The organism is Sphingomonas sp. BL-S-30, from assembly GCF_055521475.1.
The window spans coordinates 86,593-113,229 of record NZ_CM145481.1 but is presented as its reverse complement, the minus strand read 5'-3'; the positions used below and the strand labels follow the sequence as shown (position 1 = coordinate 113,229).

The following is a 26,637-nucleotide window of genomic DNA, read 5'->3' as shown; positions in this document are numbered from 1 at the left end:
GAGCGGGCAGCGAGCGAGGAAAGAGAAGCGATGACCTATATTCAGGGTTTCGTGCTGGCCGTGCCGGCCGCCAACAAACAGGCCTATATCGAGCACGCCACCAGGGCAGTGCCGTTCTTCCGTGAATTCGGCATGACGCGCATGGTCGAGAATTGGGGCGACGAGGTGCCGGACGGCACCGTCACCGATTTCAAGCGCGCGGTGAAGGCGAAGGGCGACGAGGTCGTGCTGTTCAGCTGGATCGAATGGCCTTCGAAAGAGCTGCTCGAATCCGGCATGCAGAAGATGATGGAAGACCCGCGCATGGCCGAGATGGCCAATTGCCCGTTCGACGGCAAGCGCATGATCTATGGCGGTTTCGCGCCGTTGCTCGATCAGGGTTCGGGCGGATCGACCGGCTATGTCGATGGCTATCTGGTGCCGGTCGAGGACGGCAGGCAGGACGCCTATCGCAGCCTCGCGGGCCTGGCGTCCGAGGTGTTCCGCGATCACGGCGCGACGCGTGTGGTCGAGGCCTGGGGCGATCATGTGCCCAAGGGCGAGGTCACCGATTTCCAGGGTGCGGTGGCGGCGACCGACAACGAGAAGATCGTCTTCTCCTGGGTCGAATGGCCCGACAAGGCGACCCGCGATGCCGGCATGGCCAAGGTGATGGAGGATGAGCGGATGAAGCCGTCCGCCGACCAGGAGATGCCGTTCGACGGCAAGCGCATGGTCTATGGCGGCTTCGCCCCTATCCTCGACGCCTGAACCCAATCCTCCCCAAGCCCCCAATCCCAGGAGAGCGACGATGACCAATCCCGAAGGCACGCCAATCTGGTACGAGCTGATGACGACCGATCCCGAGGCGTCCAAGGCCTTTTACGACGACGTGATCGGCTGGACGGTGCAGGACAAGCCGGCCGGCGACATGGATTATCGCATGATCGACAGCGGCAACAATGGCGAATTCGTCGGCGGCGTGCTCCGCCTGACCGAGCCGATGGTCGCGGGCGGCGCGAAGCCGACCTGGCTCTTCTATATCGGCGTGAACGACGTCGATGCCTCGGTCGAGAAGATCAAGGCGGCCGGCGGCAAGGTGGTGATGCCCGCCTGGGACATTCCCGATGTCGGCCGGGTCGCGATGGTGACCGATCCGCAGGGCATTCCCTTCTACATCATGCGCGGCGCCAGCGACGGGACCAGCACCGCCTGGGACCGGATGGGCATGGGCAAGTGCAACTGGAACGAGCTGTCGACACCCGACCAGGCCGGCGCCAACGCCTTCTACGCCGAGGTGTTCGGCTGGATCTATCCGGACAAGATGCCGATGGGCGACATGGGCGACTATATCTTCGTCGAGGCGGGCGGCCAGACGATCGGCGCGAGCATGCAGACACCGCCACAGGGCCAGCCCTCCGCCTGGCAATTCTATTTCCGCGCCCCGGATATCGAGGAAGCCGCCGCCAAGGTCGTGAAGAATGGCGGAACCGTCCATGCCGGCCCGATGGAGGTGCCGGGCGGGGACCGCATCATCGTCGCGAGCGATCCGCTCGGCGTGATGTTCGGCGTGGTCGGGCCGGGCCAGTAAGAAAGGAGAGAAGGTCATGACGAAGATCACCCCCTGCCTCTGGTATGACGGCACGGCCGAGGAGGCCGCGGCCTTTTACGCCGCCACCTTTCCGGATTCGCGGATCGACGCGGTCCACCGCGCACCGGCCGACTTTCCCGGCGGGCATCAGGGCGATGTGCTGACGGTCGATTTCACGGTGCTGGGCATGCCCTTTCTGGGGCTCAACGGCGGACCGACCTTCACCTTCGACGAGGCGGTGTCCTTCCAGGTTCATACCGAGGACCAGGAAGAGACCGACCGATACTGGAACGCGATCGTCGGCAATGGCGGCGCGGAGAGCGCGTGCGGCTGGTGCAAGGACAAATGGGGCTTGTCCTGGCAGATCACCCCGCGCGCGCTGAGCGATGCGATGACCAACCCGGACCGGGAAGCCGCCGGGCGCGCGATGGAGGCGATGATGACGATGCGCAAGATCGACATCGCGACGATCGAGCGGGCGCTGGCCGGGGAGGTCGCGGCATGAGCGGGGCGCATGAATTGTCGGTCACCCGGCTGATCGACGCGCCCGTCGCGCTGGTGTGGCAGATCGCCACCGAACGTCTCGCCGAATGGTGGTGCCCCAGGCCGTGGACGACCGAGATCGTCGAGCAGGACTGGCGGCCGGGCGGCCGATCCGCGATGATCATGCACGGACCGGACGGCGAGGCGCATGCGATGGAGGGCGTGTTCCTCGAGGTGGTGCCGCGCCGGCGCTTCGTCTTCACCGACGCGTTCAGGGCGGGGTGGATTCCCCAGACCGCCTTCATGCTGGGCTTTTTCGAGTTCACCGACGAGGGCGGCAAGACCCGATACACCGCCGGGGCGCGCCACTGGAGCGAGGATGCGCTGAAGCAGCATGAGGCGATGGGCTTTGTCGAGGGCTGGGGCAAGGTGGCCGAACAGCTCGCCGCGCTGGCCGAGGCGGAGACGGCCAAAGCCTGAATCGGCCGGCCTAAAGGGAGTATTCCCATGAGAAAGATCATCGCGGGCGCGTTCCAGTCGCTCGACGGCGTCATGCAGGGCCCCGGCGCGCCCGAGGAGGACCCGACCGGCGGCTTCACCCTGGGCGGCTGGAGCGCCACCCTGTGGGACGACGTGATGGGCCAGCATATGGACGGCGTGCTGGACGGCGATTTCGACCTGCTGCTCGGGCGGTTCACCTATGACATCTTCGCCGCCTATTGGCCTTTCCAGCCTGGCGATCCGATCGGCGCGAAGTTCGATGCGGTGACCAAATATGTCGTCACGTCGTCGACCGAGCCGCTGGGCTGGATCAATTCGGTCGCGATCAACGACGATGCGGCGGCGGGCGTCGCCCGGGTGAAGGCGAGCCAGGGCCCCGACCTGCTGATCCAGGGCAGCACCAGGCTCTATCCGGCGCTGCTCGAGGCGGGGCTGATCGACCGGCTGTTCCTGATGACCTTTCCGGTGGTGCTGGGTGGCGGGAAACGGCTGTTCGCCGAGGGCGTGACATCCGGCGCGATGACACTGGTCGAGTCGAAGGTGTCGACCACCGGGGTGATCATCGCGACCTATGAGCCCGCCGGGCCGGTGCCGATCGGATCGTTTGCGACACAGGCGCCTTCGGCGCTGGAAGTCGCCCGGCGCGAGAAGATGGCGCGACAGGGCTGACAAGGAGCAACCGTCATGGAACATCTCGCCTTTCCCAATGAAAGCCAGGACTATCGCACGGCGCGCAACGCGCTGCTGGATGCGGAGATGGAATTGCGCCGGCAGATCGAGGCGGTCGCCGCGCTGCGCCGCGCGCTGCCGCCGGGTGGGGTGGTGGCGGAGGATTATGTGTTCGAGCAGATCGGCGCGTTCGAACGGCCCGAGCAGGTGACGCTTTCCGAGCTGTTCGACGGCAAGCCGAGCCTGATCCTGTACAGCTTCATGTACGGGCCGGAGCGCGACCTGCCCTGTCCCGGCTGCACGCATCTGCTCGACGGCCTGGATGGTGCCGCGCGGCATGTGTCGCAGCGCGTGCCGATGTGGATCGTCGCCAAGTCACCGATCGCACGGCTGGTCGCCTGGGCGAAGGATCGTGGCTGGAACCATCTCCGTTTCCTGTCCACCGCCGGAAACAGGTATGACGCCGACTATTTCGGCGACACGGCGGGATTCTCGCCGGCGATGCGCGCCGAGCGCGGCCTGGAAGACGGTCAGAACTGGGACGAGACGATGTTCAACGTCTTCCGGAAAGACGGGGACACGATCCGGCATTTCTGGGGCAGCGAACTGGTCTTCGCGCCCGAGGAGCCGGGGCAGCATCACCGTGCGGGCGACCTCGTAGATCCGGTCTGGGGGCTGCTCGACCTGATTCCCGAGGGGCGCGGCGAGTTCTTCCCGAAGCTGACTTACTGACCCGCGGCCAGCGAATGCTGGTGCGGGCCCTCGCGCAATTTCCGCGGTCCTGATCGATGCCTCCTATAACGACGGCAAGCGATCCTTGAACCTCCGGACTGCCTCACCAACAGCGACGCCGTCGATAACCTTGCTTTCGAGTTCGATCTCGATGTCCTGCCCGACTCCCGCCTTCCGGGCAGCATCCGAAGTGAGACTTATAACAATGCCCGTATCGGTTTCGCGGATATCTTCAACCAAGTCATACCCTTCAACACGTAGCGCCCCAGCATCGATATGGATGCCATCGAGGCCCAGCCTCAACTCCTGCTCGTCCGGCTCATTTGCCAAGTCGAGCATGACATAGTTAGCAGGCTCAAACGGGTCGTCCGCAAACGCCAACAGCGTCGCATCTCCATCATCACTGAAGCTGGCTGCCTTGGCCAAAAATGCTGTCTTCATTCTCTCACTTCCGTTTCGGCGTCGCTAGCCAAGTTAGTGTCTTTCCGCCCTCACGCCATTGATATTTGATTGTTGCGCCCGCTTCAGTCGCAGCTCGATTGATCGCCCCCCGACATGGCTTGCAGGGCGGCAATTGCCCAGTGATCGTCACGGTATCACCTGGACGCAGATCGAGTCCCCGGACGGCACGAGCTTCGGTATGTGAAGCCAGCATACTCTTGGGGAACCCCAAGGCCTTTTCCTCCGCGGTCATGCTTCCGCTGACGAGGCGCTGGTGGGTGACGATCTTTCCTGACGCATCACTGACAAGCACGTTTGCATTATGATGAGCAGTATCCACGCCCTTCCACCCCAAGCGCGGAACAAGGTTTGCAACTCCTTTATCCGCAGCGCTAAACTCGGTTCTCAGAAAGCCCGCCGCCTTGCCCCAGGGCAGGACAGCGGCCAAGTCGAGAACTCCGGCGGCAATGCCATTGCCAGTCAAATGCCACCTGTAGATACCCCGATTCTCTGCCGGATAGTCGAAGAAGGAGAGGCCAGGATTTACTGCATGATAGTCCGAGCTGAGGGGCGCGGACATTGCGTCGTTTATTTCACGCTGCCCCGCCAAAGCTGCGTCTGATCTATCCTTGTAGGCTCCATTTTCGGTGCCGTCCCAATTTCGGCCCGCGAGTATATTGCCCAAACCTGATAGAAAACCATGCGTCGTGTCATATTCGCGCTTCTGTCGTTCGGTCATCGGCTGGCTGATGGTTGTTCCATCTTCCGGTTCGATGTCGGCCGGAGTAGAGGCCTTCCCTGGCTCGTCTGCCTGGATTGGTTCGGGTACGTCCTGATAGCTCGCGTCGACCACTTCCCCGCGTACGATGGGCACAACAAACTGGAGGTCATCCCCAGCCATCGCGCTGAACACGCGCCGCCGCGTCGAAGTGCCTGTTGTCGCTAACCCCTGCGGGATCCGGCCGAACCTCGCATACTCCTCAGGCGTGACCTTGGCGCGGATCAGTCGCAGGTCCTGCTTGGCGAACGCGGCCGGGTTTTCGGAGGCCATGATGTTCATCATCAGCGCCGCCTCGCCGCCCGGGGCGGCCGGCGTAGGATCGAGATTGGCCAGCGCCAGGCGCCGCAACGCCTGATCGGTCGCGTCGTCGAGATCGCGGCGCACGGCGGCGGGGATCTGCGTGATCGAGGTGAAGTCCGATCCGAGCTGCCCGGCGGTCGCGAGGCTGGCTTCGCGAGCGGTGTCCGCCGCCTGCTTGCGGGCACGCGCCTGGAACGCGCCGCGATCCTCCAGATCGTCCAGGGCATAGCGCTTCAGTGCGCCGCTCAGGGGCTGGGCCTCGATCTCCTGCGCGATCGCCGCGCGCCGTTCGGGGGAGAGCGTGCCGTCCCACTCTTCGGGAAGCAGGTGCTTGTCCACCTCCTGCGCCGCCAGTTGGTGGGCGAGCGGCTCGAACATCATCTCTTCGGTTGCCTGCCGATCCGCGGGCGTCATCCCGTCGCGTGCCAGACGATAACGATTGGCCGCCGCGATCGGATCGTGGTCGACCATGTCCTGCACCGCGCGGCGCTGGACGCCGGAGCGATAGGCGGTCACGCTGCGCTTGATCATGGCCGGGTCCTCGCCGCGCGCCCTTGCCCGGGCCACCAGCGATTCCACCCCGGTCTCCAGATGCTTGTCGAACAGCGCCGGATCGTCCCGGGTGTCGACTGCATCGTCGGCCGCATTGCGCTCGATCCGCTGGCTCTGCTGCTCCTGGCCGCGCCGCATCGCCTGTTCGGCGCTGCCGAGCGCGCCGGAGAGGTCATAATCGAAGCGCTCGGCGATGACATGGTCGAACTGGCCGCGCTGGCGCTCGTTCTTCAACCCGCTGCGGATCCAGTCGCGCAAGCCGCCATAATCCCGCGTCAGGCTGTCCAGCATGCCCTGCGGATCGGTGTCGAACTTGCCGAGCGCCTCCGCCCGGATGCCCCGCGCGCCTTCGGCATAGGCGTTCCACGCCTTCTTGACCTCGAGCTCGTCGTCGCGATCCTGCCGCTGCCGCATCTCGCCGGCGATGGTCGCGCCCGTACCGCCGAGCTGCCGCATCCCGGCGCCGAGCGCCTGCAGGCCAGTGCCGGCATAATCACCGGGCTGGAGTTTTGCATCCGTCACGCCGGCGATGCCCGCGCGGTTCTGCTCCGTGGGGACTGTCGGCATCTCAGTGCGCCGATCGCGTATCGAGGGAAATGGCGGTCATGCGCTCCTCCTTTGGTTCAGGAGGGGCTTAGGACGGAGCGCGCGCAGGTTGAATCGACCGGCGCCGTGACTCGAGCACCACACAAGCTATTTCAGTGACGGGTCGAGGGCTCAGGCGAAGGCCGGCGCGCCCTTCAGCTGCGTGTACGCCGCGATCACGTCCTGCAGTATCTTTTCATGGCTGCGGTCGCCGCCATTGCGGTCGGGATGGTAGCGGCGGACCAGTTCGGCGTAGCGCTGGCGCAGGCCGCGACGGTCGACGTCGGTGGGCAGGCCGAGCACCTTCAGCGAGCGGCGGTCGCTTTCCGACAAGGGCCGGCCATCCTTCCGGGCTTCCTCCATCCTGCGCTGGAAGCGCGCACCGATCGCGTCGAGCGGGTCGCTGAAATCGGCCCATTTGGGCGGGCGGTCCGCGCCGCCGCTATGCGTGAAGGCGCGGGTCTCGCGTTCCCAGCCCGAAAAGGGGCGCTGCGCATCGTGGATCTCGTCGGCGCTCATGCCCTGGAAGAAATTGTACCGCGCGTTGAATTCGCGGACATGGTCGAGGCAGAACCAGCGGTACGGCCGCGGTCCCTCGAAGCCATTGGCCGGCCCTTCCTCCGGCGGCGCGCGGAATTCACCCGGCACCTCGCAGCCCGGATGCGCGCACAATCGCCCCGTCCCTTCCACGCGTCCGTGGAAGCGAGCATTCGGCCGATCCTTCTTTTCACTATCCCGCGCCACGCGGCTCCCCGATTTGAACAAAGCGGCCTATATAGGTGTCATGACAAATCTCGCCACCGGCTCCGTCGCTTCCGAAATCGCGGCCCGTCTCGCCTCGGCGCTCGACCCGACGCATCTCGACGTGATCAACGACAGCCACCAGCACGCCGGGCATATGGGCGACGACGGCACGGGCGAATCGCACTTCACCGTGATCGTCGAAAGCCCGGCGTTCGAGGGGCTGAATCGCGTCCAGCGTCAGCGGCTGGTGAACCAGGCGCTCGCCGATCTGTTGTCCTCGCGCATTCACGCGCTCGCCATCCGGGCACGCGCGCCGGGAGAATAAGCATGGCCTACAGGCTCTGGTACTGGCCCTCGATCCAGGGGCGCGGCGAGTTCGTACGGCTGCCGTTGGAAGCGGCCGGCATCGCCTATGAGGATTGCGCGCGCGATCAGGGCGCGAAGGCGCTGATGGCCGACATGGAAAAGCACGGCGCCCAAGGGCCGTTCGCGCCGCCCTATCTGGAGACGAAGGACGGGACGATCGCGCAGGTCGCCAACATCCTGTTCTATCTCGGCGAGCAGCATGATCTGGCGCCGACGGGGCAGCGGTACTGGGTCAACCAGTTGCAGCTCACCATCGCGGACCTCGTCGCCGAGGTGCACAACGTCCATCATCCGGTGAGCATCTCCGACTATTACCACGATCAGAAACCAGAGGCGGCGCGCGCGGCGAAGACGATGCGCGAGGAGCGTTTGCCCAAATTCCTCGGCCATTTCGAGGACGCGGCGACGGCGCAGGATGGCGACTGGCTGACCGGCGCCCGGTGGTGCTATGCCGACACCTCGCTGTTCCAGATCGTCGAGGGGTTGCGGTACATGTTCCCGAAGCGGATGGCGGCGATCGAGGGCGACTATCCCGGACTGATCGCGCTGCACGACCGGGTGGCGGCGCTGCCCGGCATCGCTGTCTATCTGAAGAGCGAGCGGCGCATCGCGTTCAACGAGGACGGCATCTTCCGCCATTATCCCGAGCTCGACGCGGCATGAGCCTGGCCGAGCGCCCCGCGGCGCGCATCCTGCTGATGGACCCCGCCGGACGCGTGCTGCTGTTCCGCTTCGTCGCGGCCGACCGCCCGCCTTTCTGGGCGACGCCGGGCGGGGCGGTCGACCCGGGCGAGACCTATGAGGAGGCGGCACGGCGCGAGTTGATCGAGGAGACGGGCATCCATGCCGAGCCCGGGCCTGAGATCTTCCGGCGGCTGGTCGAGTTCGTCACGCTGGAGGGCGTGCATGTCACCGCCGACGAGCGCTATTTCCTGATCCGCACCGACACGGCCGAGATCGACACCGCGCGGCACACCGAGCTGGAACAGCGGGTGATGCAGCACTGGCAATGGTTTGACCGTGACGCCATCGCCGCGCACCATGAACTCATCTATCCCGAGGACCTGGCCGAGATCCTGCTCGGCCTGAACGGAGCCGCCTGATGCTCGACGATTTCGTGCTGCAGACCATCCTGCCGACCACCCACGACCTTGGCGGGTTCAAGGTGCATCGCACCCTGCCGTCCAGGCCGCGCACCATGGTCGGCCCGTTCCTGTTCTTCGACCAGATGGGGCCGGCGCATCTCGAGGTCGGCACAGGGATCGACGTGCGGCCGCATCCTCATATCAACCTGGCGACAGTAACCTATCTGTTCGAAGGCGCGATCGACCATCGCGACTCGCTCGGCACCTTCGCGACGATCGAGCCGGGCGCGGTGAACCTGATGACCGCAGGGCACGGCATCGTGCATTCGGAACGCTCGCCTGCGAGCCAGCGCGCGCAGGGACCGGACCTGTCGGGCATCCAGACCTGGATCGCGCTGCCCGAGGCGCAGGAGGAAATGGACCCGGCGTTCGAGCATGTCGAGAAATCGGCGCTGCCGGTGATCGAGGCGCCCAATGCCCGCGCCCGGATCATCATGGGCAGCCTGTGGGGCCAGACCGCACCGACCACGACCTATGCCGGGACGATCTATGCCGACATCGTGCTCGATCCGGGCGGCGAAGTGCCGGTCGACGCCGATGCCGACGAGCGCGCGGTCTATCTGGCGCTGGGCGAGGCGAGCCTGGACGGCGTGCCGCTCGCGCCGATGACGCTCTATGTTTTGAAACCCGGTGTGGCCACTTCGCTCAAGTCGCGGGACGGTGGGCGCGTCATGCTGTGCGGGGGCGATGCCTTTTCGACGCCGCGGCATGTGTGGTGGAACTTCGTCTCGTCGAGCCGGGAGCGGATCAACCAGGCGAAGGCGGACTGGCAGGCCGGGCGGTTTCCGAAAGTACCGGGGGATGAGAAGGAGTGGATTCCGATTCCCGAGGTCCCGAAGACCGTGAGTTATCCGTGACGCATTCCCCTCCCGCTTGCGGGAGGGGTCAGGGGAGGGCATGTTCCTCGAATGGACAGCGAACAGGCCCTCCCCCACCCCCTCCCGCAAGCGGGAGGGGAGTTGAGCCTCCAGCGAATCGACCTCCCCACCGGCGTCTCGCTGGACGTCGCCGTCGCGGGCGACCCCGCCAATCCCGCGATCATCCTGCTGCACGGCTTCCCGGAATCGCACCGCACCTGGCGCCACCAGATTCCGGAGCTGGCAAAGACCCATTTCGTGCTCGCCCCCGACCAGCGTGGCTTTGCGCGGTCGTCCAAGCCCGCGAATGTCAGCGACTATACGCCCGACAAGATGGTCGGCGACCTGATCGCGCTGGCGGACCATTTCGGCATCGCGACCTTCACCCTGGTCGGCCATGACTGGGGCGGCGCCATCGCGTGGATGGCGGCGCTGACCCGGCCCGACCGCATCGCGCAGCTGATCATCGTCAACGCGCCGCACCCGTTCGTCTTCCAGAAATCGATGTTCGACGACCCGGCGCAGCGCGAGGCGAGCCAGTATATCCGCGCCTTCCGCAACCCCGATTTCGAGAAATATATCGACTCGATCGGCCTGCCCGCCTTTTTCGACGGCAGCTTCATGCGCCACACCGATTTCGGGAACGTCGCGGCGGAGAAGGAGGCCTATCTCGACGAATGGGGTCAGCCGGGCGCGATGACCGCGATGCTCAACTGGTACCGTGCCAGTGCGATCGTCGTGCCGGATATCGGCGAGGAAGCCGAGCGCCCGGCGTTCCTGAGCGCGCCTTTCCCGCCGGTCAAACAGCCGACACTGGTGATCTGGGGCATGGGCGACAAGGCGTTGCTGCCGAGCCAGCTCGAGGGACTCGATTTGCTGGTGCCCGACATCACGCTTGTGAAAGTCGATGCCGGGCATTTCGTGCCGTGGGAAGCGCCCGAGGCGGTGACGCAGGCGATACAGGCGTGGCTGGGTTGATCCCATCCCGTTGATCGTCGGCGTGGGGATAACCGCAACCGACAGATGTTGAATCAGCCCGCCGGAGACACAGCGGCCCCAGGCCAGGCAAAATGTCAGTAGGGTCGCTGACATTTTGGCCCAATATTGTACAAGAATCTGTACAATGCCTGAGGCTCGAGAGAGACCAAAATCCTGCGTTACCGCTCGATCACCACCGGCCGATCGCGGACAAGGTGACCGCGAGCGCCGCGACGTGCATCGACTGGACGATCTCTCCCGCCCTGGCCATGCGAACGACCTCGTCCACCGGGCACGGCACGATGCGGAGGCGTTCGGTCGGATCGTCCTGCGACACCGCACTCCGCTTCGCCGCGCGGGCGAGGAGGAAATGACATTTATTGGCCATGTTGGACGGATTGGGCGCGAGCGCGGTCAGATATTGCCAGTCGGACGAGACATAGCCGGTTTCCTCCGCCAGCTCGCGGGCGGCGGACGCAACCAGATCCGTATCACCGGGCTCGACTCCGCCGGTCGGCAGTTCGAGCGACATGATACCCCAGCCGTGGCGATATTGCTCGACCAGGATGATGCGATCCTGATCGTCGATCGCGACGACAATAACCCAATCGGGATATTCGAGCACATAATAGGGCGCGATCTCGACGCCCTCGGTCGTGACGCAACTATCGGCCCGGACGCTGATCCAGCGATCACGGAGGACGTGCCGCGAGCCGGTGACGGTCCAGGGCTGCTGTATCGAGCTGTCGAATGCGGTCATGCAGCCTGATCCCACAAGGCCCGCTTCAACCGCAAGCGGTGTCAGACCGAGATCTTCGCCGCCTCGGGCAAGTCGATGCCGGCGCGGTCGCGTTCGGGCTGGCCGGCATCGATCCAGGCGGCATGGGCGTGCGAGGTCGCGACGGTCTGCCAGGCACCGTCGCCGGGCCAGCTGCGCACGCGGATGACCTGATGCGCCAGCGCGCGGTCGGGTTCCATCATCACCCACCCGAGCGGGCGATCGGCGGTGGCGTGGGCGCCGGCCGCCTTCATCGCGACACGGATGCGTTCGGCGACCGCCTCCGGCAGATATTGCCAGACGACCGAATGCATCAGCACGCGCGTGACGCCTTCGGCCTGGGGCTCGGCGAGGCGCGCCTCGACCCAGTCGGCGGCATCGGCATGGTCGAGTCGCACCGGGCGGGCGCGCAGCATGGCGATGGCGGTCTTCAGGCGCGCCGCGCGATCGGGCTTCTCCGCCCAGACATAAGCGGCGAGGCGCGCCTCGGCCGCCGGATCGGTCGCGTCGATAGGCTGGACGTCGCAGCCCCGGGTACTGACGATATGGATCGGCACGTCGGGCGGGGGCGGCCCCTTCCACTCGGGCACGATCGTCACCGGCGAGGCGGCCGGGCCGACCATGGTGCCGCCCAGATCGAAGCGGTAGCGATCGATCATCAGGTTAAGGCCAGCGCTGGAGCCGATTTCGAGGATTTCGATTTTTGGCCCGTGACGGCGCGCAATCTCCAGCAGGCCGGTCATCAGCGCGGCGGAGCGGCCGGGCTCGTTGGTCTGGGGCGGGCCATCGAGCCAGGGAAGCAGCTCGGCGTCATGCGCGACGAGCACGCCGGCGAGTTCGGCCTCGATCGCCTCCGGGTCAGTGATGCTGCCGTCGAACAGCGCTGCGAGCCCGGCGTCCTTCCCCGCCAGCACCAGCGCGTGCAACCCGCCGACGAGTCGCAGCGGCAGCGCGGCGCGCGTCGGTTCGCCCGGCCAGTCGAGCAAGGTCGCGCCGACCCGACTGTCGCGGTTGAGACCCCTGGCCAGCGCCGCGCAGATGCGCGCATAAGCGGGCGCGGCCATGGCATTGCAATAATGTTCCTGGATCAGGAACGCGCCGCGGACATTCTGCTCGGACATAGGGCCTCCTCGCCGCGTCTGTTGCGCCCACGCAGGGGCGCAAGTAAAGCCCCGCTCATCCATGGCCGATCCAATCATCATCGCCGTCCCCAAAGGGCGCATCCTCACCGAGGCCGTGCCGCTGCTCGAGCGCGCCGGAATCTCGCCCGAAGCGGCGTTCGGCGACGAGGATAGCCGCGCGCTGCGCTTCTCCACCAGCAACCCCGGCATCGACCTGATCCGGGTGCGCGCCTTCGATGTCGCGACCTTCGTCGCGCATGGCGCGGCGCAGCTGGGCATCGTGGGATCGGACGTGCTGGCGGAGTTCGATTATTCTGAACTCTACGCGCCGGTCGATCTGGGCATCGGCCATTGCCGGCTGTCGGTCGCCGAGCCCGCCGATATGGCCGCGGGCGACGATCCGCGCGGCTGGAGCCATGTGCGCATCGCGACCAAATATCCGCATGTGACGCGCCAGCATTTCGAGGCGCGGGGCGTTCAGGCGGAGTGCGTGAAGCTCAACGGGGCGATGGAACTGGCGCCGACGCTTGGGCTGGCGCCACGGATCGTGGATCTCGTCTCGTCGGGCAAGACGCTCAAGGAGAACGGGCTGGTCGAGGTCGAGGTGATCGCCGAGGTCACCTCGCGGCTGATCGTCAACCGGGCGGCGTTCAAGACGCGGCCCGAGGTGGTGCCGCTGGTGGATGCATTCCGGCGGGCGGTGGAGATGCGCAATGCGGCGTGATGCTCTGCGCCTCCCGGAGTGTGACTCCTTCCCCCGTTCGTTTCGAGCGAAGTCGAGAAACTGGCCAAAGACGCCTGACCCAGGTTTCTCGACTTCGCTCGAAACGAACGGGTTAGGTAGGTCACGCCGCTCATGATCCGTCTTTCCACTTCCGACCCCGGGTTCGAGCGCGACTTCACCGCGCTCGTCAACGCGCGGCGTGAGGCTGACGCCGATGTTGCGCGCGACGTACGCACGATCGTCGCCAGTGTGCGCGACGAGGGGGATGCGGCGCTTCACGCGTTCACCAGGAAGTTCGACCGGCACGATCTCAACGAGACCGGCTGGCGGATCGAGAAGGCCGACTGGCTGGACGCGCTGAACGGGCTCGAGCCGGAACTGCGCGCGGCGATCGAGCTCGCGGCGGAACGGATCGCTGCCTATCACCTCAAGCAGAAACCCGAAGACAGCGACTCGACCGACTCGGCCGGCGTCCGGCTCGGCGCGCGGTGGAACGCGATCCAGAATGCGGGCATCTATATCCCGGGCGGCCGCGCGGCCTATCCTTCCTCGGTGCTGATGAACGCGATCCCCGCCAAGGTCGCCGGTGTCGAGCGGCTGGTGATGGTGACGCCGACGCCCGACGGCGAGGTCAATCCGCTGGTGCTGGCCGCCGCCTATATCGCCGGCGTCGACGAAATCTGGCGGGTCGGCGGGGCGCAGGCGATCGCCGCCCTGGCCTATGGCACCGGGCGGATCGCCGCCGTCGACGTCATCACCGGCCCGGGCAATGCCTGGGTCGCGGAGGCCAAGCGCCAGCTTTACGGCGTGGTCGGCATCGACATGGTTGCCGGGCCAAGCGAGATCGTCGTTGTTGCCGACGGCAGGAACGATCCCGACTGGATCGCCGCCGACCTGCTCAGCCAGGCCGAGCATGACCCGACCAGCCAGTCGATCCTGTTCACCGACGATGCCGCGTTCGGCAAGGCCGTGGCCGAAGCGGTCGACCTGCAGATCGGCCAGCTTTCCACTGCCAAGGTCACCCGCGAGAGCTGGGATGCGAACGGCGCGATCATCGTCACCGCCGACCTGTTCGAGGCGATCCCGCTGGTCGATCGGCTCGCGCCCGAGCATCTCGAGCTGGCCTGCGACGACCCCCAGGCCTTGTTCGACCGGGTCCGCCATGCCGGATCCGTGTTCATGGGCCGGCACACGCCCGAGGCGATCGGCGATTATGTCGCCGGGCCCAACCATGTCCTCCCGACCGGCCGGCGCGCGCGCTTCGCCTCCGGCCTGTCGGTGCTCGACTTCATGAAGCGCACCAGCTTCCTCCAGCTCGATCACGCCGCGCTCGGCGCCATCGGCCCCGCGGCCGTGGCACTGGCGGAGGCTGAAGGGCTCCCTGCCCATGCGAAATCAGTGGCGCTCCGCCTCGCGGGCGACCAGACGGAATTGAACCTATGAGCCGAACTTCAGCCCGCTCCACGGCCCGCGCCGCCGCCCGGCTTGCCGCGACCCAGGCACTCTATCAGCATGAGATGGAGGGCACGGCGATCGCGCCGCTGCTGCATGAATTCCACCAGCACCGGCTCGGCGCGACGATCGAGGACGCCGAATATGCCGAGGCCGAGGTCGATTTCTTCGACGATATCGTCAAGGGCGCGGTCGCGCGCCAGGCGGAGATCGACGAAGCGATCAGGGGCAAGCTGGCCAAGGGTTGGGCGCTGGAGCGGCTCGACCGGTCGATGCGCGCGATCCTGCGCGCCGGGACCTATGAGCTGATCGCGCGGGCGGATGTGCCGGTGGCGACGGTGATCACGGAATATGTCGATGTGGCGCATGCGTTTTTCGACAAGCGCGAGGCGGGGTTCGTGAACGGATTGCTCGATGCGATCGCGAAGGATGTTCGTTCTTAATCCTCCCCGGAACGGGGAGGGGGGCCGTCCGAAGGACGGTGGTGGGGGCTCGCCCCAAGCGTTTCGTCTGAGGAAGCCCCCCTCCACCGCTTCGCGGTCCCCCTCCCCGTTCCGGGGAGGAATTGTTTGAACGAAACCGAATTCCTCGCCGCCTTGCGCACCCTCCCACTGCACCCGGCGGCGCGAGGGCTGCTTGACGATACCGCGCTGCTCGATGCGGGTGGCCCGCTCGTCCTCACCAGCGATACGATCGTCGAAGGCGTGCACTTCCTCTCCACCGATCCGGCCGAGGATGTCGCCTGGAAGCTCGGCGCGGTGAATCTGTCCGATCTGGCTGCCAAGGGCGCATTGCCGGTCGGGATGATGCTCAACTATGCGCTGGCGGGGGATTCCGCCTGGGATGCCGGCTTCATCGAAGGGCTGCGGCAACTCGATTGCGCCCTGATCGGTGGCGATACCGTGTCGCTGCCTTCCGGCGCACCGCGCGTGCTGACCCTGACCGCCTTCGGTATCGACGCCGCTGCCCCGCCGCGCAGCGGCGCACAGGCCGGCGACGCGCTCTACGTCACCGGCACGATCGGCGATGCCGGTGCCGGGCTCGCCATCGCGCGCGGCGCGGCGGGGCCTGACAGCCTGCTCGCCGCCTATCGCCGGCCGGTGCCGCGCATCAGCGACGGCCGGGCGCTCGCGCCGCTGGTTCATGCGATGATGGATGTCTCCGACGGGCTGCTAATCGACGGCGCGCGCATGGCCGAAGCGAGCGGGCTAATGCTGGAGATCGACCTGGCCGCCGTGCCGTTGTCGGCCGCCTGTCGTGCCTTTGCCGGCGACAGCCGCGCGGCACGCTTCGCGGCCGCGACCGCGGGGGATGATTACCAGTTGCTGTTCGCCGCCCCGCATGGCTTCGCCCTGCCGGTGCCCGCCACCCGGATCGGCCGCTTCGCCGCCGGATCGGGCCTGAGCCTGGTCGATGCCACCGAAGCGGTGGCATTACCGGCGCGGCTGGGCTTTCTGCACGCCGTCTGAGCGGCTTGCGCTCGCGTCGAGCGCCTCTATACCTTCCGCCCAAACGTCGACGACACAGGCCTCAAGGTCTGGCGTGGCGCCAATAGGGGAAGGATATCTATGACGATAGTCTATGCGGCCATGATCTGCGGCCTGATCGCCGTGCTTTATGGCATCATTACCAGCCGGCAGATTCTCGCGGCGAGCGCCGGCAACGAGAAGATGCAGGACATCGCCGCCGCCATCGCGGAAGGCGCCAAGGCCTATCTCGGCCGGCAATATCGCACCATCGCCATCGTCGGCGTCGTCGTCGCCGTGGTGGTCGGTTATTTCCTCGGCATCACCTCGGCCGTCGCCTTCGCGATCGGCGCGATCCTGTCGGGCGTGACCGGCTTCATCGGCATGAACGTGTCGGTAAAGGCGAACGTCCGCACGGCGGAAGCCGCACGCACATCGCTGCAGGGCGGCCTGACCATGGCGTTCCGTTCGGGCGCGGTCACCGGCATGCTGGTCGCGGGCCTCGGCCTGCTCTCCATCACCGGGCTGTTCTGGTACCTGATCGCGCAGGCCCATATGGACCTGGCCGTGCAGGCCGATCGCCGCATCGTGGTCGACTCGCTGGTCGCGCTGGCCTTCGGCGCCTCGCTGATCTCGATCTTCGCGCGTCTCGGCGGCGGCATCTTCACCAAGGCGGCCGATGTCGGCGCCGATCTGGTCGGCAAGGTCGAGGCCGGTATCCCGGAAGACGACCCCCGCAACCCCGCCACCATCGCGGACAATGTCGGCGACAATGTCGGCGACTGCGCCGGCATGGCCGCCGACCTGTTCGAGACCTATGTCGTCACCATTGGCGTGACCATGGCCTCGATCGCGCTGCTCCTCCCGAACGCCGACCATCTGTTCCAGCTGATGACCCTGCCGCTGCTCGTCGGCGGCGTCTGCGTCATAACTTCGATCATCGGCACCTATATGGTCCGCCTGGGCGCCAACAATTCGATCATGGGCGCGCTCTACAAGGGTTTCTGGACCACGGTGATCCTGTCGATCCCGGCGATCTACGGCGCCACCCAATATGTGCTCGGCGACATGAACAAAGTGATCGGCGGGGGATCGTTCCTCGACGGCGGCACCGAAGTCTCGACCGGTTTCACCGGCATGGCGCTGTTCTGGTGCATGATGATCGGCCTCGCGCTCACCGGCGCGCTGGTATGGATCACCGAATATTATACCGGCACCAATTATCGCCCGGTCCGCTCGATCGCCAAGGCGTCCGAGACCGGGCACGGCACCAACGTCATCCAGGGTCTCGCGGTCAGCCTCGAGAGCCCGGCGCTGCCAACGCTGGTGATCTCGGTCGCGGTGATCGCGACCTATCAGCTTGCCGGCGTGATCGGCATCGCCTTCGGCGCGACCGCGATGCTGGCGCTGGCCGGCATGGTCGTGGCGCTCGACGCGTACGGCCCGGTCACGGACAATGCCGGCGGCATCGCCGAAATGGCGGGCCTGCCCGAGGATGTCCGCCACCGCACCGATGCACTCGATGCGGTGGGCAACACCACCAAGGCCGTGACCAAGGGCTATGCGATCGGCTCCGCAGCACTCGCCGCTTTGGTGCTGTTCGGCGCCTATACGACCGATCTGGGGATCTACTTTCCCGATCTCGCGGTCGATTTCTCGTTGAGCAATCCGTACGTCATCGTCGGCCTTTTGCTCGGCGCGCTGCTGCCGTTCAGCTTCGGCGCGTTCGGCATGACCGCAGTGGGCCGCGCGGCGGGATCGGTCGTCGAAGACGTCCGCGCCCAGTTCCGCGACAATCCGGGGATCATGGCGGGCACCAGCCGCCCCGATTATGCCCGCACGGTCGACCTGGTCACCAAGGCAGCGATCAAGGAGATGATCATCCCGTCGCTACTGCCGGTGCTCGCACCGATCGTGGTGTATTTCATCATCACGGCGGTGGCCGGCCAGGCGAGCGGCTTTGCGGCGCTCGGCGCACTGCTGCTGGGCGTGATCGTGTCGGGCCTGTTCGTCGCCATCTCGATGACCTCGGGCGGCGGCGCGTGGGACAATGCGAAGAAATATATCGAGGACGGCAATCACGGCGGTAAGGGCAGCGAAGCCCATAAGGCCGCGGTGACCGGCGACACGGTCGGCGATCCCTACAAGGACACGGCCGGTCCGGCGGTGAACCCGATGATCAAGATCACCAACATCGTCGCCCTGTTGCTGCTCGCGGCGCTGGCGCACGCGGTCGGCTGATCTCGCCGCTCACGGGCGGCGCGCCGCCCCTGTCACAAGGCCGCGTCGGGAGCGATCCCGGCGCGGTTTTGGAAGGAAGCCAAATGCTTCATTTCGGCGCCAAAATGCGGCGGCTCCCGCTTTGCGATGGCCCCTCGCCGCGCTAGACAGGGGCGGGGAATCAGGGGGCTTGTGAATGCGTTGGGTGTTGTTCTGTACGGTTGCGGGTCTGGTGTCCGCCCCGATGAGCGTCGCGGCACAGGACAAGGCGGCGGCCCCCGCCCCCGTCCCGGTTGCCGCCGCGCCCCAGGCCAAGTTGCCTTCCCCGATTCCGCTCGAGCTGTTCGCCCGGCTGCCGTTCATGGAGAGCCCGAAGCTGTCGCCCAATGGCAGCAAGGTCGCCACTCGCCTCGCGATCAAGGGCGTGCAGCGCCTGGCGATCATCCCGCTCGACGATTTCCAGAAGACCCGGCAACTCAGCATCGGCGATTCCGACCTGAACGGCTGGGCGTGGGTCAATGACGACTGGCTGGTCGCCAAGGTCGGCGCGGTCTCCAATGTCGGGGGCTCCGACTGGTATATCCGTCGCGCGATCGGCGTCAGCGCCGATGGCAAGGCGATGCAGATCCTGGGCAAGAACGACGCCGCGCAGAATGCGGACGATCTGCTGTGGATCGCCAGCGACGGGTCCCCCAACGTGTTGCTGGCCATGCAGACATCGGTTTTTTCCGACGATCCCGGATTCTGGCCCGAGGTGCTGCGATTCGACGTGTCGACCGGCAAGGGCAAGCGGGTGCAGAATCCCGTTACCCAGGTGTTCGACTGGTATGCGGACGGCGCCGGAACCGTGCGGATGGGCATCGCCTATGACGATGACCGGCGTAGTTCGCGGCTGCTGTACCGGGACAATGCCGACGCCTCTTTCCGCACCGTCGTCAAGGCCCGCGGCAAGGATGCGACCCTGGGCAACGTGCCCGCGATGTTCCTGCCCGAGCCCGGCAAGGCGGTCGCCTATGACGATGCCGACGGGTTCGACGCCGTCTATGATCTCGACCTCGCTTCGCTGAAGACGGGCAACAAGCTGTTCGGCGTGGCCGGTTATGACGTCGACGATCTGATCACGGGCGACGGCGGCACCAAGATGATCGGCGCCGCCTATGTCGACAACTGCCCCCGCACTCATTGGTTCGACCCCGTCCTGGCCAAGGTACAGGCGGATCTGGACAAGGCGGTCGGCACGCGTCAGGCGCTCATCACTTCCTGGAGCCGCGATTTCAGCACATTGATCGTCTATGTGGGCGGCGCGGACCGGCCCGGCGCCTATTATCTGTACCGGCTCGACGATGGCGTGATGCATGTCCTCGCCAGGGTGAACGAGGATCTGGGCAACGACGCGCTCTCCCCGGTAAAGACGATCCGCTACAAGGCGCGCGACGGGCTGGAGATCCAGGCGGTGCTGACCATGCCTAAGGGCGGGGCGGCAAAGAACCTGCCGCTGATCCTGATGCCGCATGGCGGCCCGTTCGCCCGCGACGACGAGAGTTGGGACTGGTGGGCCCAGTTCCTCGCCAGCCGCGGCTATGCGGTGCTTCAGCCCAATTACCGCGGCTCCTCCGGCTTCGGCAACGCCTTTGCCGAAAAGGGCCGCGGCCAATGGGGCCTGGCCATGCAGGACGACCTGACCGACGCCGTGAAATGGGCGGTGGGCGAAGGCATTGCCGATGCGAAGCGCGTCTGCATCGTCGGCGGCTCCTATGGCGGCTATGCCGCGTTCCGCGCGGCGCAGCGCGACAAGGGCGTCTATCGCTGCGCGGTATCCTATGCCGGCGTCGCCGACCTGCCGGCGATGGTCCGCTACGACGGCAGCTTCCTGAATTCGGGGCGGCGCAAGGACTGGCTGCGTGCCCAGGCACCCGACCTGAAAGCCGTATCGCCGATCAACTATGCCGCGGATTTCTCGATCCCGATCCTGATCATGCACGGCAAGGCCGACCGGGTCGTGCCGGTGAAGCAATCGCGCGAGATGGTCGAGAAGCTGAAGGCGGCCGGCAAACCCTATCGCTATGTCGAACAGCCCAAGGGCGACCATCATTTCTCGGAAGAGGCGGACCGGGTCCAGTGGCTGAAGGAACTCGAGGCGTTCCTGAAGGAAAACAACCCTGCGTGAGCGATCGATGCTCGGCGCGTGGAGACGATCGATGTGGCGTGAAGTCCTGGGTGCATTCCTCCTGATCACGCCGGCGTACGGCATTGCCGCTGCGGAGAAAGTGGCCTCGACCGAGCCGGTGCCGATCGCCACCTTCGCGGAACAGCCGTTCATCAACAATCCCGTTCTCTCCCCCGACGGCAAGTCCATCGCGGCGGAATCGACGGTGGGTGGCAAGACCTCCCTCTGCGTCTTCGCGCTCGCGGATATGAAGCTGATACGCCGTGTCGATCTGGGCGATGCTGGAATCGCGGAGATCCAGTGGGCGGGAAATGGCCGCATCCTCCTCACGAGATCGATGCAGGCGAGCTTCTTCGGCAGCGATATCGAAATCACACAGCTCTATGCCGTGGATTTGACGACCGGAGAGGCAAAGGTCCTGAATCCCAAGGGCCGCTCGCTTTCCGCCGGCGATGTCATCTACACCGATCCCACCGGTCGCTGGATCCTGCTGTCCAGCCAGCAGAACATGTCCCTCACTCCCTCCGTCAAGCGCGTCGACCTTCTCACCGGTGAGATCAAGCTCGTCGAGCCTAGCCGCTCGAACATCTGGAACTGGTACGCCGACGGCAACGGCGTCGTTCGTACCGGCATCTTTTATGACGGCGACCGCTGGACCCTATGGTATCGCGATGTGCCCGACGCGCCGCTCAAGGCGATCCGCGCACGCAACGCCGTGAAGAACAACGACGGCGCGGTCGATGGACTTTATTTTCTGGGCGGAGCCGACACGGGGCTGATCGTTACCAATGCGAAAACCGGGCGCTTCGCCGCCTACAGGATCGATTTCCGCACCGGTGAAGTCGGTGAGCCGATCTATGAGAATGGCGAAGTCGACGTGACGGAGGTCAGGATCGACCCGGTCACGCGCAGGGTGACAGGCGTGGGGTACGAAAACGACCGCTACCATATGGAATGGCTCGATCCCGAAAAACGGCAGCTTCAGACGACGATCGATCACGTCTTCCCAAAGGCAGACAACAGAATCCTGAACAGCAGCAACGATGGCCAGCGCGTGCTCATCTGGTCCGGCGGCGGCGACGATCCCGGAACCTATTATATGTTCGATCGGACGGCCAAAAGGATGCAGCGAGTCGCCGCGCCGTACGAGAAGCTCCTCGGTGCGAAGCTGTCCCCTGTCAACGCCATCCGATATACGGCCCGGGATGGGCTCTCCATCCCCGGCTATCTCACGCTCCCCAAGGATCGGCCTGCCAGGGACCTGCCGCTGATCGTCATGCCGCACGGCGGCCCTTTCGCCCGCGACAACTGGGATTATGATCGTTTCGTCCAGTTCCTTGCCAGCCGCGGCTACGCGGTGCTGCAGCCTCAGTTCAGGGGATCCACCGGCTATGGCAAGGATTTCGTGCGGCGCGGTTACGGCCAGTTCGGAAGAGCGATGCAGGATGACCTGGACGATGGCATGGATTGGCTCGTCAGGTCAGGCCAGGTCGACCCCAAGCGCGTCTGCATCATGGGCGGGTCTTATGGCGGCTATGCGGCGCTGTGGGGTGCGATCCGCAATCCCGAACGCTATCGCTGCGCGGTGAGCCTCGCAGGCGTGACCGATCTGCCGGGAATTCTCCGATACGACAAACGGATGTTCTCCGCGCCCCGCTACTTCAAGGCCTGGCAGCGCAAGGTGAAGGGCGAAGCGGACAACGAGACCGATCTGGAATCGGTGTCCCCTCTTCTTCAGGCCGATCGCCTGACGGTGCCGGTGCTGATCGTGCACGGCGACAAGGACTATACCGTACCGGTGAAGCAAGGCCGGCAGATGGTCGCCGCCCTGGAACGCCGGAAGGCGTCCGTGCAATCGGTCTTCTACCCCGAAGAAGGACACGGCCTGCAAAAGGAAGAAGACATTGCGGACTTTCTGAAGCATCTTGATGCCTTTTTAACCACGAACAATCCGGCCTGAGCCATTGCTGCTCCCGCTATCCGAACCTGTCTCGATCCCGCTGGCGAATGGAGAGTTCTGCTGACAATGCCCGCTCCTACCGCCCGAATCGGCAGAGCTTCCCTTTTGGGCGCTTTGGCGCTAAGGCGCCCGCTCACGATTTCCCAACATCGCTAGAGGTTTGTTTGGCCAAGGAAGAATTGCTCGAAATGCGCGGCCAGGTGGTGGAGCTTCTGCCCAACGCCATGTTCCGCGTAAAACTCGAAAACGACCATGAAATCCTCGGCCACACCGCCGGCAAGATGCGCAAGAACCGCATCCGCGTATTGGTGGGCGACGAGGTGCTTGTCGAACTGACCCCGTACGACCTGACCAAGGGTCGCATCACCTACCGCTTCAAGTGACGCGCGCAGCGCGGCATCCCGGCGAAGGCCGGGATCCAGCATAAAAGGAGCCGCCAGTGCGGCTCGTCCTCGCTTCCACTTCTCCGCGCCGCCGCGATCTGCTTGCGCGGCTCGGTGTCGAGCCGGCGCGCGTCGCCGACCCAGCCATCGACGAGACCCCGCTGCCCGGCGAGGCGCCGCGCGTCCATGCGCCGCGCCTGGCCGAGGCCAAGGCGCGCGCGGTCGAGCGAGGCGGGGGCGAGATCGTGCTGGCCGGCGATACGGTGATCGCGCTCGGCCGGCGTATCCTGGGCAAGGCGGAGGACGAGGCCGAGCTGCGCCACATGCTCGGCCTGCTTTCCGGACGCCGCCATCATTGCCTGACCGCGGTCTGCGTGATCGACACCGCGGGCAAGGCGCGCACCCGCCTGTCCGACACGATCGTCGCGTTCAAGCCGCTGACCGAGCGCGAGGTCGACGCCTATGTCGCCAGCGGCGAAGGGCTGGGCAAGGCGGGCGGCTATGCCATCCAGGGCCGGGCCGAGGCGTTCGTGCGCTTCCTGTCAGGTAGCCATTCGGGCGTGATCGGCCTGCCTTTGTTCGAGACCCGCGCGCTGCTGATCGCGGCGGGCATGCCCCTTGGTTGAGTGCCCCTCCATCGAATGGCTGTACGAGGCCGGGATCGGCGAGGCGCGCGCCGCGCTGGTCGAGGACGGCGCGATCGTCGAGGCGCGGATCGAGCTGGATGACGGCGCGCTGCGGGTCGGCGCGGTGCTCGCGGCCCGGCTGGTCGAGATCACCGTCAAGGGCCGCGAAGGGCGCGTGACGGTCGAAGGGGGCGAGGCGGTCCTTTCCCCACTACCGATCGGCATCACCCAGGGCGCGGCGCTTACGGTCGAGATCGTGCGCGAGGCGATCCCGGAGGCAGGCCGCGCGAAGCTCGCCAAGGCCATGCCCGCCGAAGCGGGCGCTGCCCCTGCCCCCGCGCCGGACCTGCTCGCCCGGATCACCGCGTCGGGGCACCCGGTGCGCACCCTGCGCGCGCATGAGCCCGACGCGCTGGAAGCCGCGGGCTGGTCCGAAATACTGGAGGAAGCGCTGACCGGCGAGATCGCCTTTCCCGGCGGCGCGCTGCGCCTGTCGCCGACTCCCGCGATGACGTTGTTCGATGTCGACGGCTATCCGCCGCTGGAGACGCTGGCGGTCAATGCGGCGCGTGCAGTGGGCGCGGCGATCCTGCGGCATGATATCGGCGGCTCGATCGGCATCGACTTCCCGACGATCGAGGGCAAGGCAGCGCGCCAGGCAGTGGCGGCGGCGATCGACGCGGCATTACCGTTGCCCTTCGAGCGTACCGCGATGAACGGGTTCGGGTTCCTGCAGATCGTGCGGCGTCGTTCACGGGCATCGCTGCCCGAACTGCTCCGCGCCGACCGGGCGGGGGCCGAGGCGCGCGCGTTGCTCCGCACGATCGAACGCACCCCGCCACCGGGCATGCGGCACCACAAGGTTCGTCCGGGCGTTCTGGCCTGGCTGACGGCGCGGCCTGCGCTGCTCGCCGAACTAGCGCGTCGCACCGGCATGAACCATGATTTCGAGGCGATCTGATATGGCGAAGAACGACAAATGCCCGATCTGCGGCAAGCCCGTGTCCCGGGAGCATACGCCGTTCTGCAGCCGCGGCTGCCGCGACCGCGATCTGCTGCAATGGCTCGGCGAGGGCTATCGCATTCCCGCGGGGCCCGCCGATCCGGAAGAATCATCCAGTGCCACAGCCGGGCTGGACAGCGCCAACGACCGCGATTAAGAGGCCCGCTCTTTCCGGCGCCCATCAGGCGCGCCGGCCATGCCCGGGTAGCTCAGTTGGTAGAGCATGCGATTGAAAATCGCAGTGTCGGCGGTTCGATCCCGTCCCCGGGCACCACTCCTAGCTATCCGTCGCGCTGCAGGATGATGCCCAGTTCCTCGACGTCGAGATCGCGTTCGAGATTGTGCAGAACTTCGTCCTCGATCAGCCCGGCGCGGTGGATGCGGATCAGTTCGGCGCGCCCGGCGGCAAGGCCGATCAGCACGACGTCGAAATGCGTGCGGATACCCACCATGAACGAATCCGCGTCCGCCGCGTAGCGCTGGATCATGGCGAGGCGCTTGCGAGATTCCTCGAGCAGCTTCGGGTGGATCAGGGTGCCGTCCGGCGCATAGGCATGCGCCTCCACTGCCTCGGTCCTGGCGCGGACGATCGCGGCTTCCGACGCGGCCATGCTCATTTTCGCAGGCGGATCCTTATCGACCGGACCGACCCATCGGATCAGCCAGCCGAGACTCGCGCCCTGGATGACCACGGTGGCGAAGATCACGGCAAAGGCAGTGACGAGCATCAGGTCCCGGCCCGGCATCGATTCGGGCAGGGTGAGCGCCACCGCCAGCGTCACGACGCCGCGCATCCCTGCCCAGCTCAGCACCGTCGCCTGCCGCATGCCGAGCGGGCGCGCGCGCTTCCACCCCAGCCCGCGCAGCGCGGCGAGCACCCCGTCGCCGCCGAAGATCCAGACGAAACGCGCCGCCGTGACCGCCAGCACCACGCCGAGCACGGGGACGGCCATCGTCGTCGAGACTGCCGCGATGCCGCCGACCCGGTCCAGTACGCCGCGGAGCGTGAAGCCGACCAGGATGAAGACCAAAGCCTCCAGGACGAACACCAGGGTCTGCCAGAAGGCGCCGCCGCGCAGCCGGACCTGTGCGGGCAGGAGAATATGCTGATACCAGCCGAGCACCAGGCCGGCGACGACCGTCGCGATCACGCCGGACACATGCGCCGCCTCGCCGGCGATATAGGCGACCCAGCACATCAGCGTGTTGGCGAGGATGATCAGCGTCTGATCTTTCAGGCGCCGGACCGCGACCATCCAAACACCCGATACCAGCAGACCGGCAACGACCCCGCCCAGCGCGAGGAAGAGGAAGCTCGATGCCGCTGCGCCGGCGTTGAACGCACCGCTCAGCGTCGCGGCGACGGCGAAACGGAACAGCACCAGGCCAGTCGCGTCGTTGAGCAGGCTTTCCCCTTCGAGCAACGCGGACAGGCGCCGGGGAAGCGTGACGCCCTGCAGCACCGCGCGGGCGGATACCGCATCCGGCGGCGACACGATCGCACCGAGCGCAAAACAGGCCGCCCATGGCAGGGTGGGGACGAGCCAGTGGACGACGAGACCGACCGCCAGCGTGGTGAACATTACCGCGCCGATAGCGAGTGACAAGATGCCCGGGAGATGCTGCCGGAAACGGCCGAGCGCCGTGTAATAGGCGCCGTCCATCAGCAGGGGCGGCAGGAACAGCACCAGCGCCAGCTCAGGATCGAGCGTGACCGGGGGCAGCCCGGGCACAAAGGCAAGCAGCCCACCGCCCACGAGCAAGGCAGTGGCCGATGGGAGGCCGACGCGCCGCGCGGCCCAATGCAGCGCGACAACTACGGCGAGCAGAGTCAGGATAAGTTCGAAGGTTTCGACAGGGTGCATCGGCTCTCCCGCACATCACCGGACCGATGCGCCGGCGTGGCATGGCTGATCCGGTTCCCACTGTGCCATTGCGAGCCGGCGGGAGCAAAGCCGGAAGCGGTCATGCCACCTGCCTTCTTCGCCCCGGCATCGACGGCGCCGCGATCAGCGGATAACCTTCCCGCGTCA

Annotated in this window: 28 protein-coding genes and 1 tRNA gene; 23 read left to right on the top strand and 6 right to left on the bottom strand. The window is 66.2% G+C overall.

All coding sequences use genetic code 11. The annotated features are described in order from the left end of the window. Positions 1-30: 30 nt before the first annotated feature. The 6 genes from ACZ1I5_RS00455 to ACZ1I5_RS00430 are packed head-to-tail and all read left to right on the top strand — an operon-like array spanning position 31 to position 3,955. The gene (locus ACZ1I5_RS00455; RefSeq protein ID WP_465171780.1) at positions 31-750 is read left to right on the top strand and encodes a DUF1428 domain-containing protein; all 720 of its coding nucleotides are present in this window, start codon (positions 31-33) and stop codon (positions 748-750) included. A gap of 40 nt (positions 751-790) precedes the next feature. Next, positions 791-1,570: a VOC family protein gene (locus ACZ1I5_RS00450; protein WP_465171779.1), complete on the top strand. Its 780-nt coding sequence runs from the start codon at positions 791-793 to the stop codon at positions 1,568-1,570. Positions 1,571-1,586: 16 nt separating this feature from the next. Then, positions 1,587-2,075 carry a VOC family protein gene (locus ACZ1I5_RS00445; protein WP_465171778.1) on the top strand — a complete coding sequence of 163 codons (489 nt, stop codon included), beginning with the start codon at positions 1,587-1,589 and terminating at the stop codon, positions 2,073-2,075. Further along, entirely contained in the window at positions 2,072-2,533 is a 462-nt protein-coding gene (locus ACZ1I5_RS00440) for an SRPBCC domain-containing protein (protein WP_465171777.1), read from the top strand. Before ACZ1I5_RS00445 ends, ACZ1I5_RS00440 begins: the two co-directional genes overlap by 4 nt. Positions 2,534-2,560: 27 nt before the next feature. Next, the gene (locus ACZ1I5_RS00435) at positions 2,561-3,223 is read left to right on the top strand and encodes a dihydrofolate reductase family protein (RefSeq protein ID WP_465171776.1); all 663 of its coding nucleotides are present in this window, start codon (positions 2,561-2,563) and stop codon (positions 3,221-3,223) included. 15 nt (positions 3,224-3,238) lie between these two features. Further along, complete coding sequence (locus ACZ1I5_RS00430) at positions 3,239-3,955, top strand: DUF899 family protein (protein WP_465171775.1); 717 nt, start codon at positions 3,239-3,241, stop codon at positions 3,953-3,955. A gap of 63 nt (positions 3,956-4,018) precedes the next feature. Here ACZ1I5_RS00430 and ACZ1I5_RS00425 read toward each other — a convergent pair whose 3' ends face one another. From ACZ1I5_RS00425 to ACZ1I5_RS00415, 3 genes are all read right to left on the bottom strand, one after another. After that, positions 4,019-4,396, bottom strand: coding sequence for a hypothetical protein (locus ACZ1I5_RS00425; protein WP_465171774.1), 378 nt, complete (start codon positions 4,394-4,396; stop codon positions 4,019-4,021). 4 nt (positions 4,397-4,400) lie between these two features. Beyond that, positions 4,401-6,596, bottom strand: coding sequence for a hypothetical protein (locus ACZ1I5_RS00420; protein WP_465171773.1), 2,196 nt, complete (start codon positions 6,594-6,596; stop codon positions 4,401-4,403). A 150-nt stretch (positions 6,597-6,746) separates the two neighbouring features. Further along, the gene (locus tag ACZ1I5_RS00415; protein WP_465171772.1) at positions 6,747-7,358 is read right to left on the bottom strand and encodes a J domain-containing protein; all 612 of its coding nucleotides are present in this window, start codon (positions 7,356-7,358) and stop codon (positions 6,747-6,749) included. Between the two features lie 40 nt (positions 7,359-7,398). Between ACZ1I5_RS00415 and ACZ1I5_RS00410 the strand changes: the two genes are divergently transcribed. The 5 genes from ACZ1I5_RS00410 to ACZ1I5_RS00390 are packed head-to-tail and all read left to right on the top strand — an operon-like array spanning position 7,399 to position 10,704. Then, on the top strand, positions 7,399-7,683 hold the full coding sequence (locus ACZ1I5_RS00410; RefSeq protein ID WP_465171771.1) for a BolA family protein: 285 nt from the start codon (positions 7,399-7,401) through the stop codon (positions 7,681-7,683). Between the two features lie 2 nt (positions 7,684-7,685). Then, the gene (locus ACZ1I5_RS00405) at positions 7,686-8,387 is read left to right on the top strand and encodes a glutathione S-transferase (protein ID WP_465171770.1); all 702 of its coding nucleotides are present in this window, start codon (positions 7,686-7,688) and stop codon (positions 8,385-8,387) included. Continuing rightward, positions 8,384-8,827, top strand: a complete 444-nt coding sequence (locus ACZ1I5_RS00400) for an NUDIX hydrolase (protein ID WP_465171769.1) — start codon at positions 8,384-8,386, stop codon at positions 8,825-8,827. Before ACZ1I5_RS00405 ends, ACZ1I5_RS00400 begins: the two co-directional genes overlap by 4 nt. Continuing rightward, a complete protein-coding gene (locus ACZ1I5_RS00395; protein ID WP_465171768.1) occupies positions 8,827-9,726 on the top strand; it encodes a pirin family protein in 900 nt (299 codons plus the stop codon). The genes ACZ1I5_RS00400 and ACZ1I5_RS00395 overlap by 1 nt, the downstream gene beginning before the upstream one ends. A 51-nt stretch (positions 9,727-9,777) precedes the next feature. Beyond that, positions 9,778-10,704, top strand: a complete 927-nt coding sequence (locus ACZ1I5_RS00390; protein WP_465171767.1) for an alpha/beta fold hydrolase — start codon at positions 9,778-9,780, stop codon at positions 10,702-10,704. Positions 10,705-10,894: 190 nt separating this feature from the next. On the opposite strand, the gene ACZ1I5_RS00385 is transcribed toward ACZ1I5_RS00390, so the two are convergent. Both ACZ1I5_RS00385 and ACZ1I5_RS00380 read right to left on the bottom strand, forming a co-directional pair. After that, complete coding sequence (locus ACZ1I5_RS00385) at positions 10,895-11,464, bottom strand: NUDIX hydrolase (RefSeq protein WP_465171766.1); 570 nt, start codon at positions 11,462-11,464, stop codon at positions 10,895-10,897. A gap of 41 nt (positions 11,465-11,505) precedes the next feature. After that, the gene (locus ACZ1I5_RS00380; protein ID WP_465171765.1) at positions 11,506-12,603 is read right to left on the bottom strand and encodes a DUF2332 domain-containing protein; all 1,098 of its coding nucleotides are present in this window, start codon (positions 12,601-12,603) and stop codon (positions 11,506-11,508) included. 61 nt (positions 12,604-12,664) lie between these two features. Here ACZ1I5_RS00380 and hisG point away from each other — a divergent pair, with 61 nt between their 5' ends. The 12 genes from hisG to ACZ1I5_RS00320 all read left to right on the top strand — a co-directional run bounded on the left by hisG (position 12,665) and on the right by ACZ1I5_RS00320 (position 24,878). Then, a complete protein-coding gene (gene hisG, locus ACZ1I5_RS00375; RefSeq protein WP_465171764.1) occupies positions 12,665-13,327 on the top strand; it encodes an ATP phosphoribosyltransferase in 663 nt (220 codons plus the stop codon). A 132-nt stretch (positions 13,328-13,459) separates the two neighbouring features. Further along, positions 13,460-14,770 carry a histidinol dehydrogenase gene (gene hisD, locus ACZ1I5_RS00370; protein WP_465171763.1) on the top strand — a complete coding sequence of 437 codons (1,311 nt, stop codon included), beginning with the start codon at positions 13,460-13,462 and terminating at the stop codon, positions 14,768-14,770. Then, positions 14,767-15,222 carry a transcription antitermination factor NusB gene (gene nusB / locus ACZ1I5_RS00365; RefSeq protein ID WP_465171762.1) on the top strand — a complete coding sequence of 152 codons (456 nt, stop codon included), beginning with the start codon at positions 14,767-14,769 and terminating at the stop codon, positions 15,220-15,222. Before hisD ends, nusB begins: the two co-directional genes overlap by 4 nt. Positions 15,223-15,348: 126 nt before the next feature. Continuing rightward, positions 15,349-16,248, top strand: a complete 900-nt coding sequence (thiL, locus tag ACZ1I5_RS00360) for a thiamine-phosphate kinase (protein ID WP_465171761.1) — start codon at positions 15,349-15,351, stop codon at positions 16,246-16,248. Between the two features lie 99 nt (positions 16,249-16,347). Then, positions 16,348-18,486: a sodium-translocating pyrophosphatase gene (locus ACZ1I5_RS00355; protein WP_465171760.1), complete on the top strand. Its 2,139-nt coding sequence runs from the start codon at positions 16,348-16,350 to the stop codon at positions 18,484-18,486. Between the two features lie 175 nt (positions 18,487-18,661). Beyond that, entirely contained in the window at positions 18,662-20,632 is a 1,971-nt protein-coding gene (locus tag ACZ1I5_RS00350; RefSeq protein WP_465171759.1) for an alpha/beta hydrolase family protein, read from the top strand. A gap of 31 nt (positions 20,633-20,663) precedes the next feature. Next, complete coding sequence (locus ACZ1I5_RS00345) at positions 20,664-22,592, top strand: S9 family peptidase (protein ID WP_465171758.1); 1,929 nt, start codon at positions 20,664-20,666, stop codon at positions 22,590-22,592. A gap of 164 nt (positions 22,593-22,756) precedes the next feature. Next, the gene (infA, locus tag ACZ1I5_RS00340; protein ID WP_010162480.1) at positions 22,757-22,975 is read left to right on the top strand and encodes a translation initiation factor IF-1; all 219 of its coding nucleotides are present in this window, start codon (positions 22,757-22,759) and stop codon (positions 22,973-22,975) included. 56 nt (positions 22,976-23,031) lie between these two features. Beyond that, positions 23,032-23,601: a Maf family protein gene (locus tag ACZ1I5_RS00335; RefSeq protein ID WP_465171757.1), complete on the top strand. Its 570-nt coding sequence runs from the start codon at positions 23,032-23,034 to the stop codon at positions 23,599-23,601. Continuing rightward, positions 23,594-24,562, top strand: coding sequence for a ribonuclease (locus ACZ1I5_RS00330; RefSeq protein ID WP_465171756.1), 969 nt, complete (start codon positions 23,594-23,596; stop codon positions 24,560-24,562). Before ACZ1I5_RS00335 ends, ACZ1I5_RS00330 begins: the two co-directional genes overlap by 8 nt. A 1-nt stretch (position 24,563) precedes the next feature. Beyond that, the gene (locus tag ACZ1I5_RS00325) at positions 24,564-24,761 is read left to right on the top strand and encodes a DNA gyrase inhibitor YacG (protein ID WP_465171755.1); all 198 of its coding nucleotides are present in this window, start codon (positions 24,564-24,566) and stop codon (positions 24,759-24,761) included. 41 nt (positions 24,762-24,802) lie between these two features. Then, positions 24,803-24,878, top strand: a tRNA-Phe gene (locus tag ACZ1I5_RS00320). 7 nt (positions 24,879-24,885) lie between these two features. On the opposite strand, the gene ACZ1I5_RS00315 is transcribed toward ACZ1I5_RS00320, so the two are convergent. Continuing rightward, positions 24,886-26,469 carry a Na+/H+ antiporter gene (locus ACZ1I5_RS00315; RefSeq protein WP_465171754.1) on the bottom strand — a complete coding sequence of 528 codons (1,584 nt, stop codon included), beginning with the start codon at positions 26,467-26,469 and terminating at the stop codon, positions 24,886-24,888. Positions 26,470-26,637 lie beyond the last annotated feature (168 nt).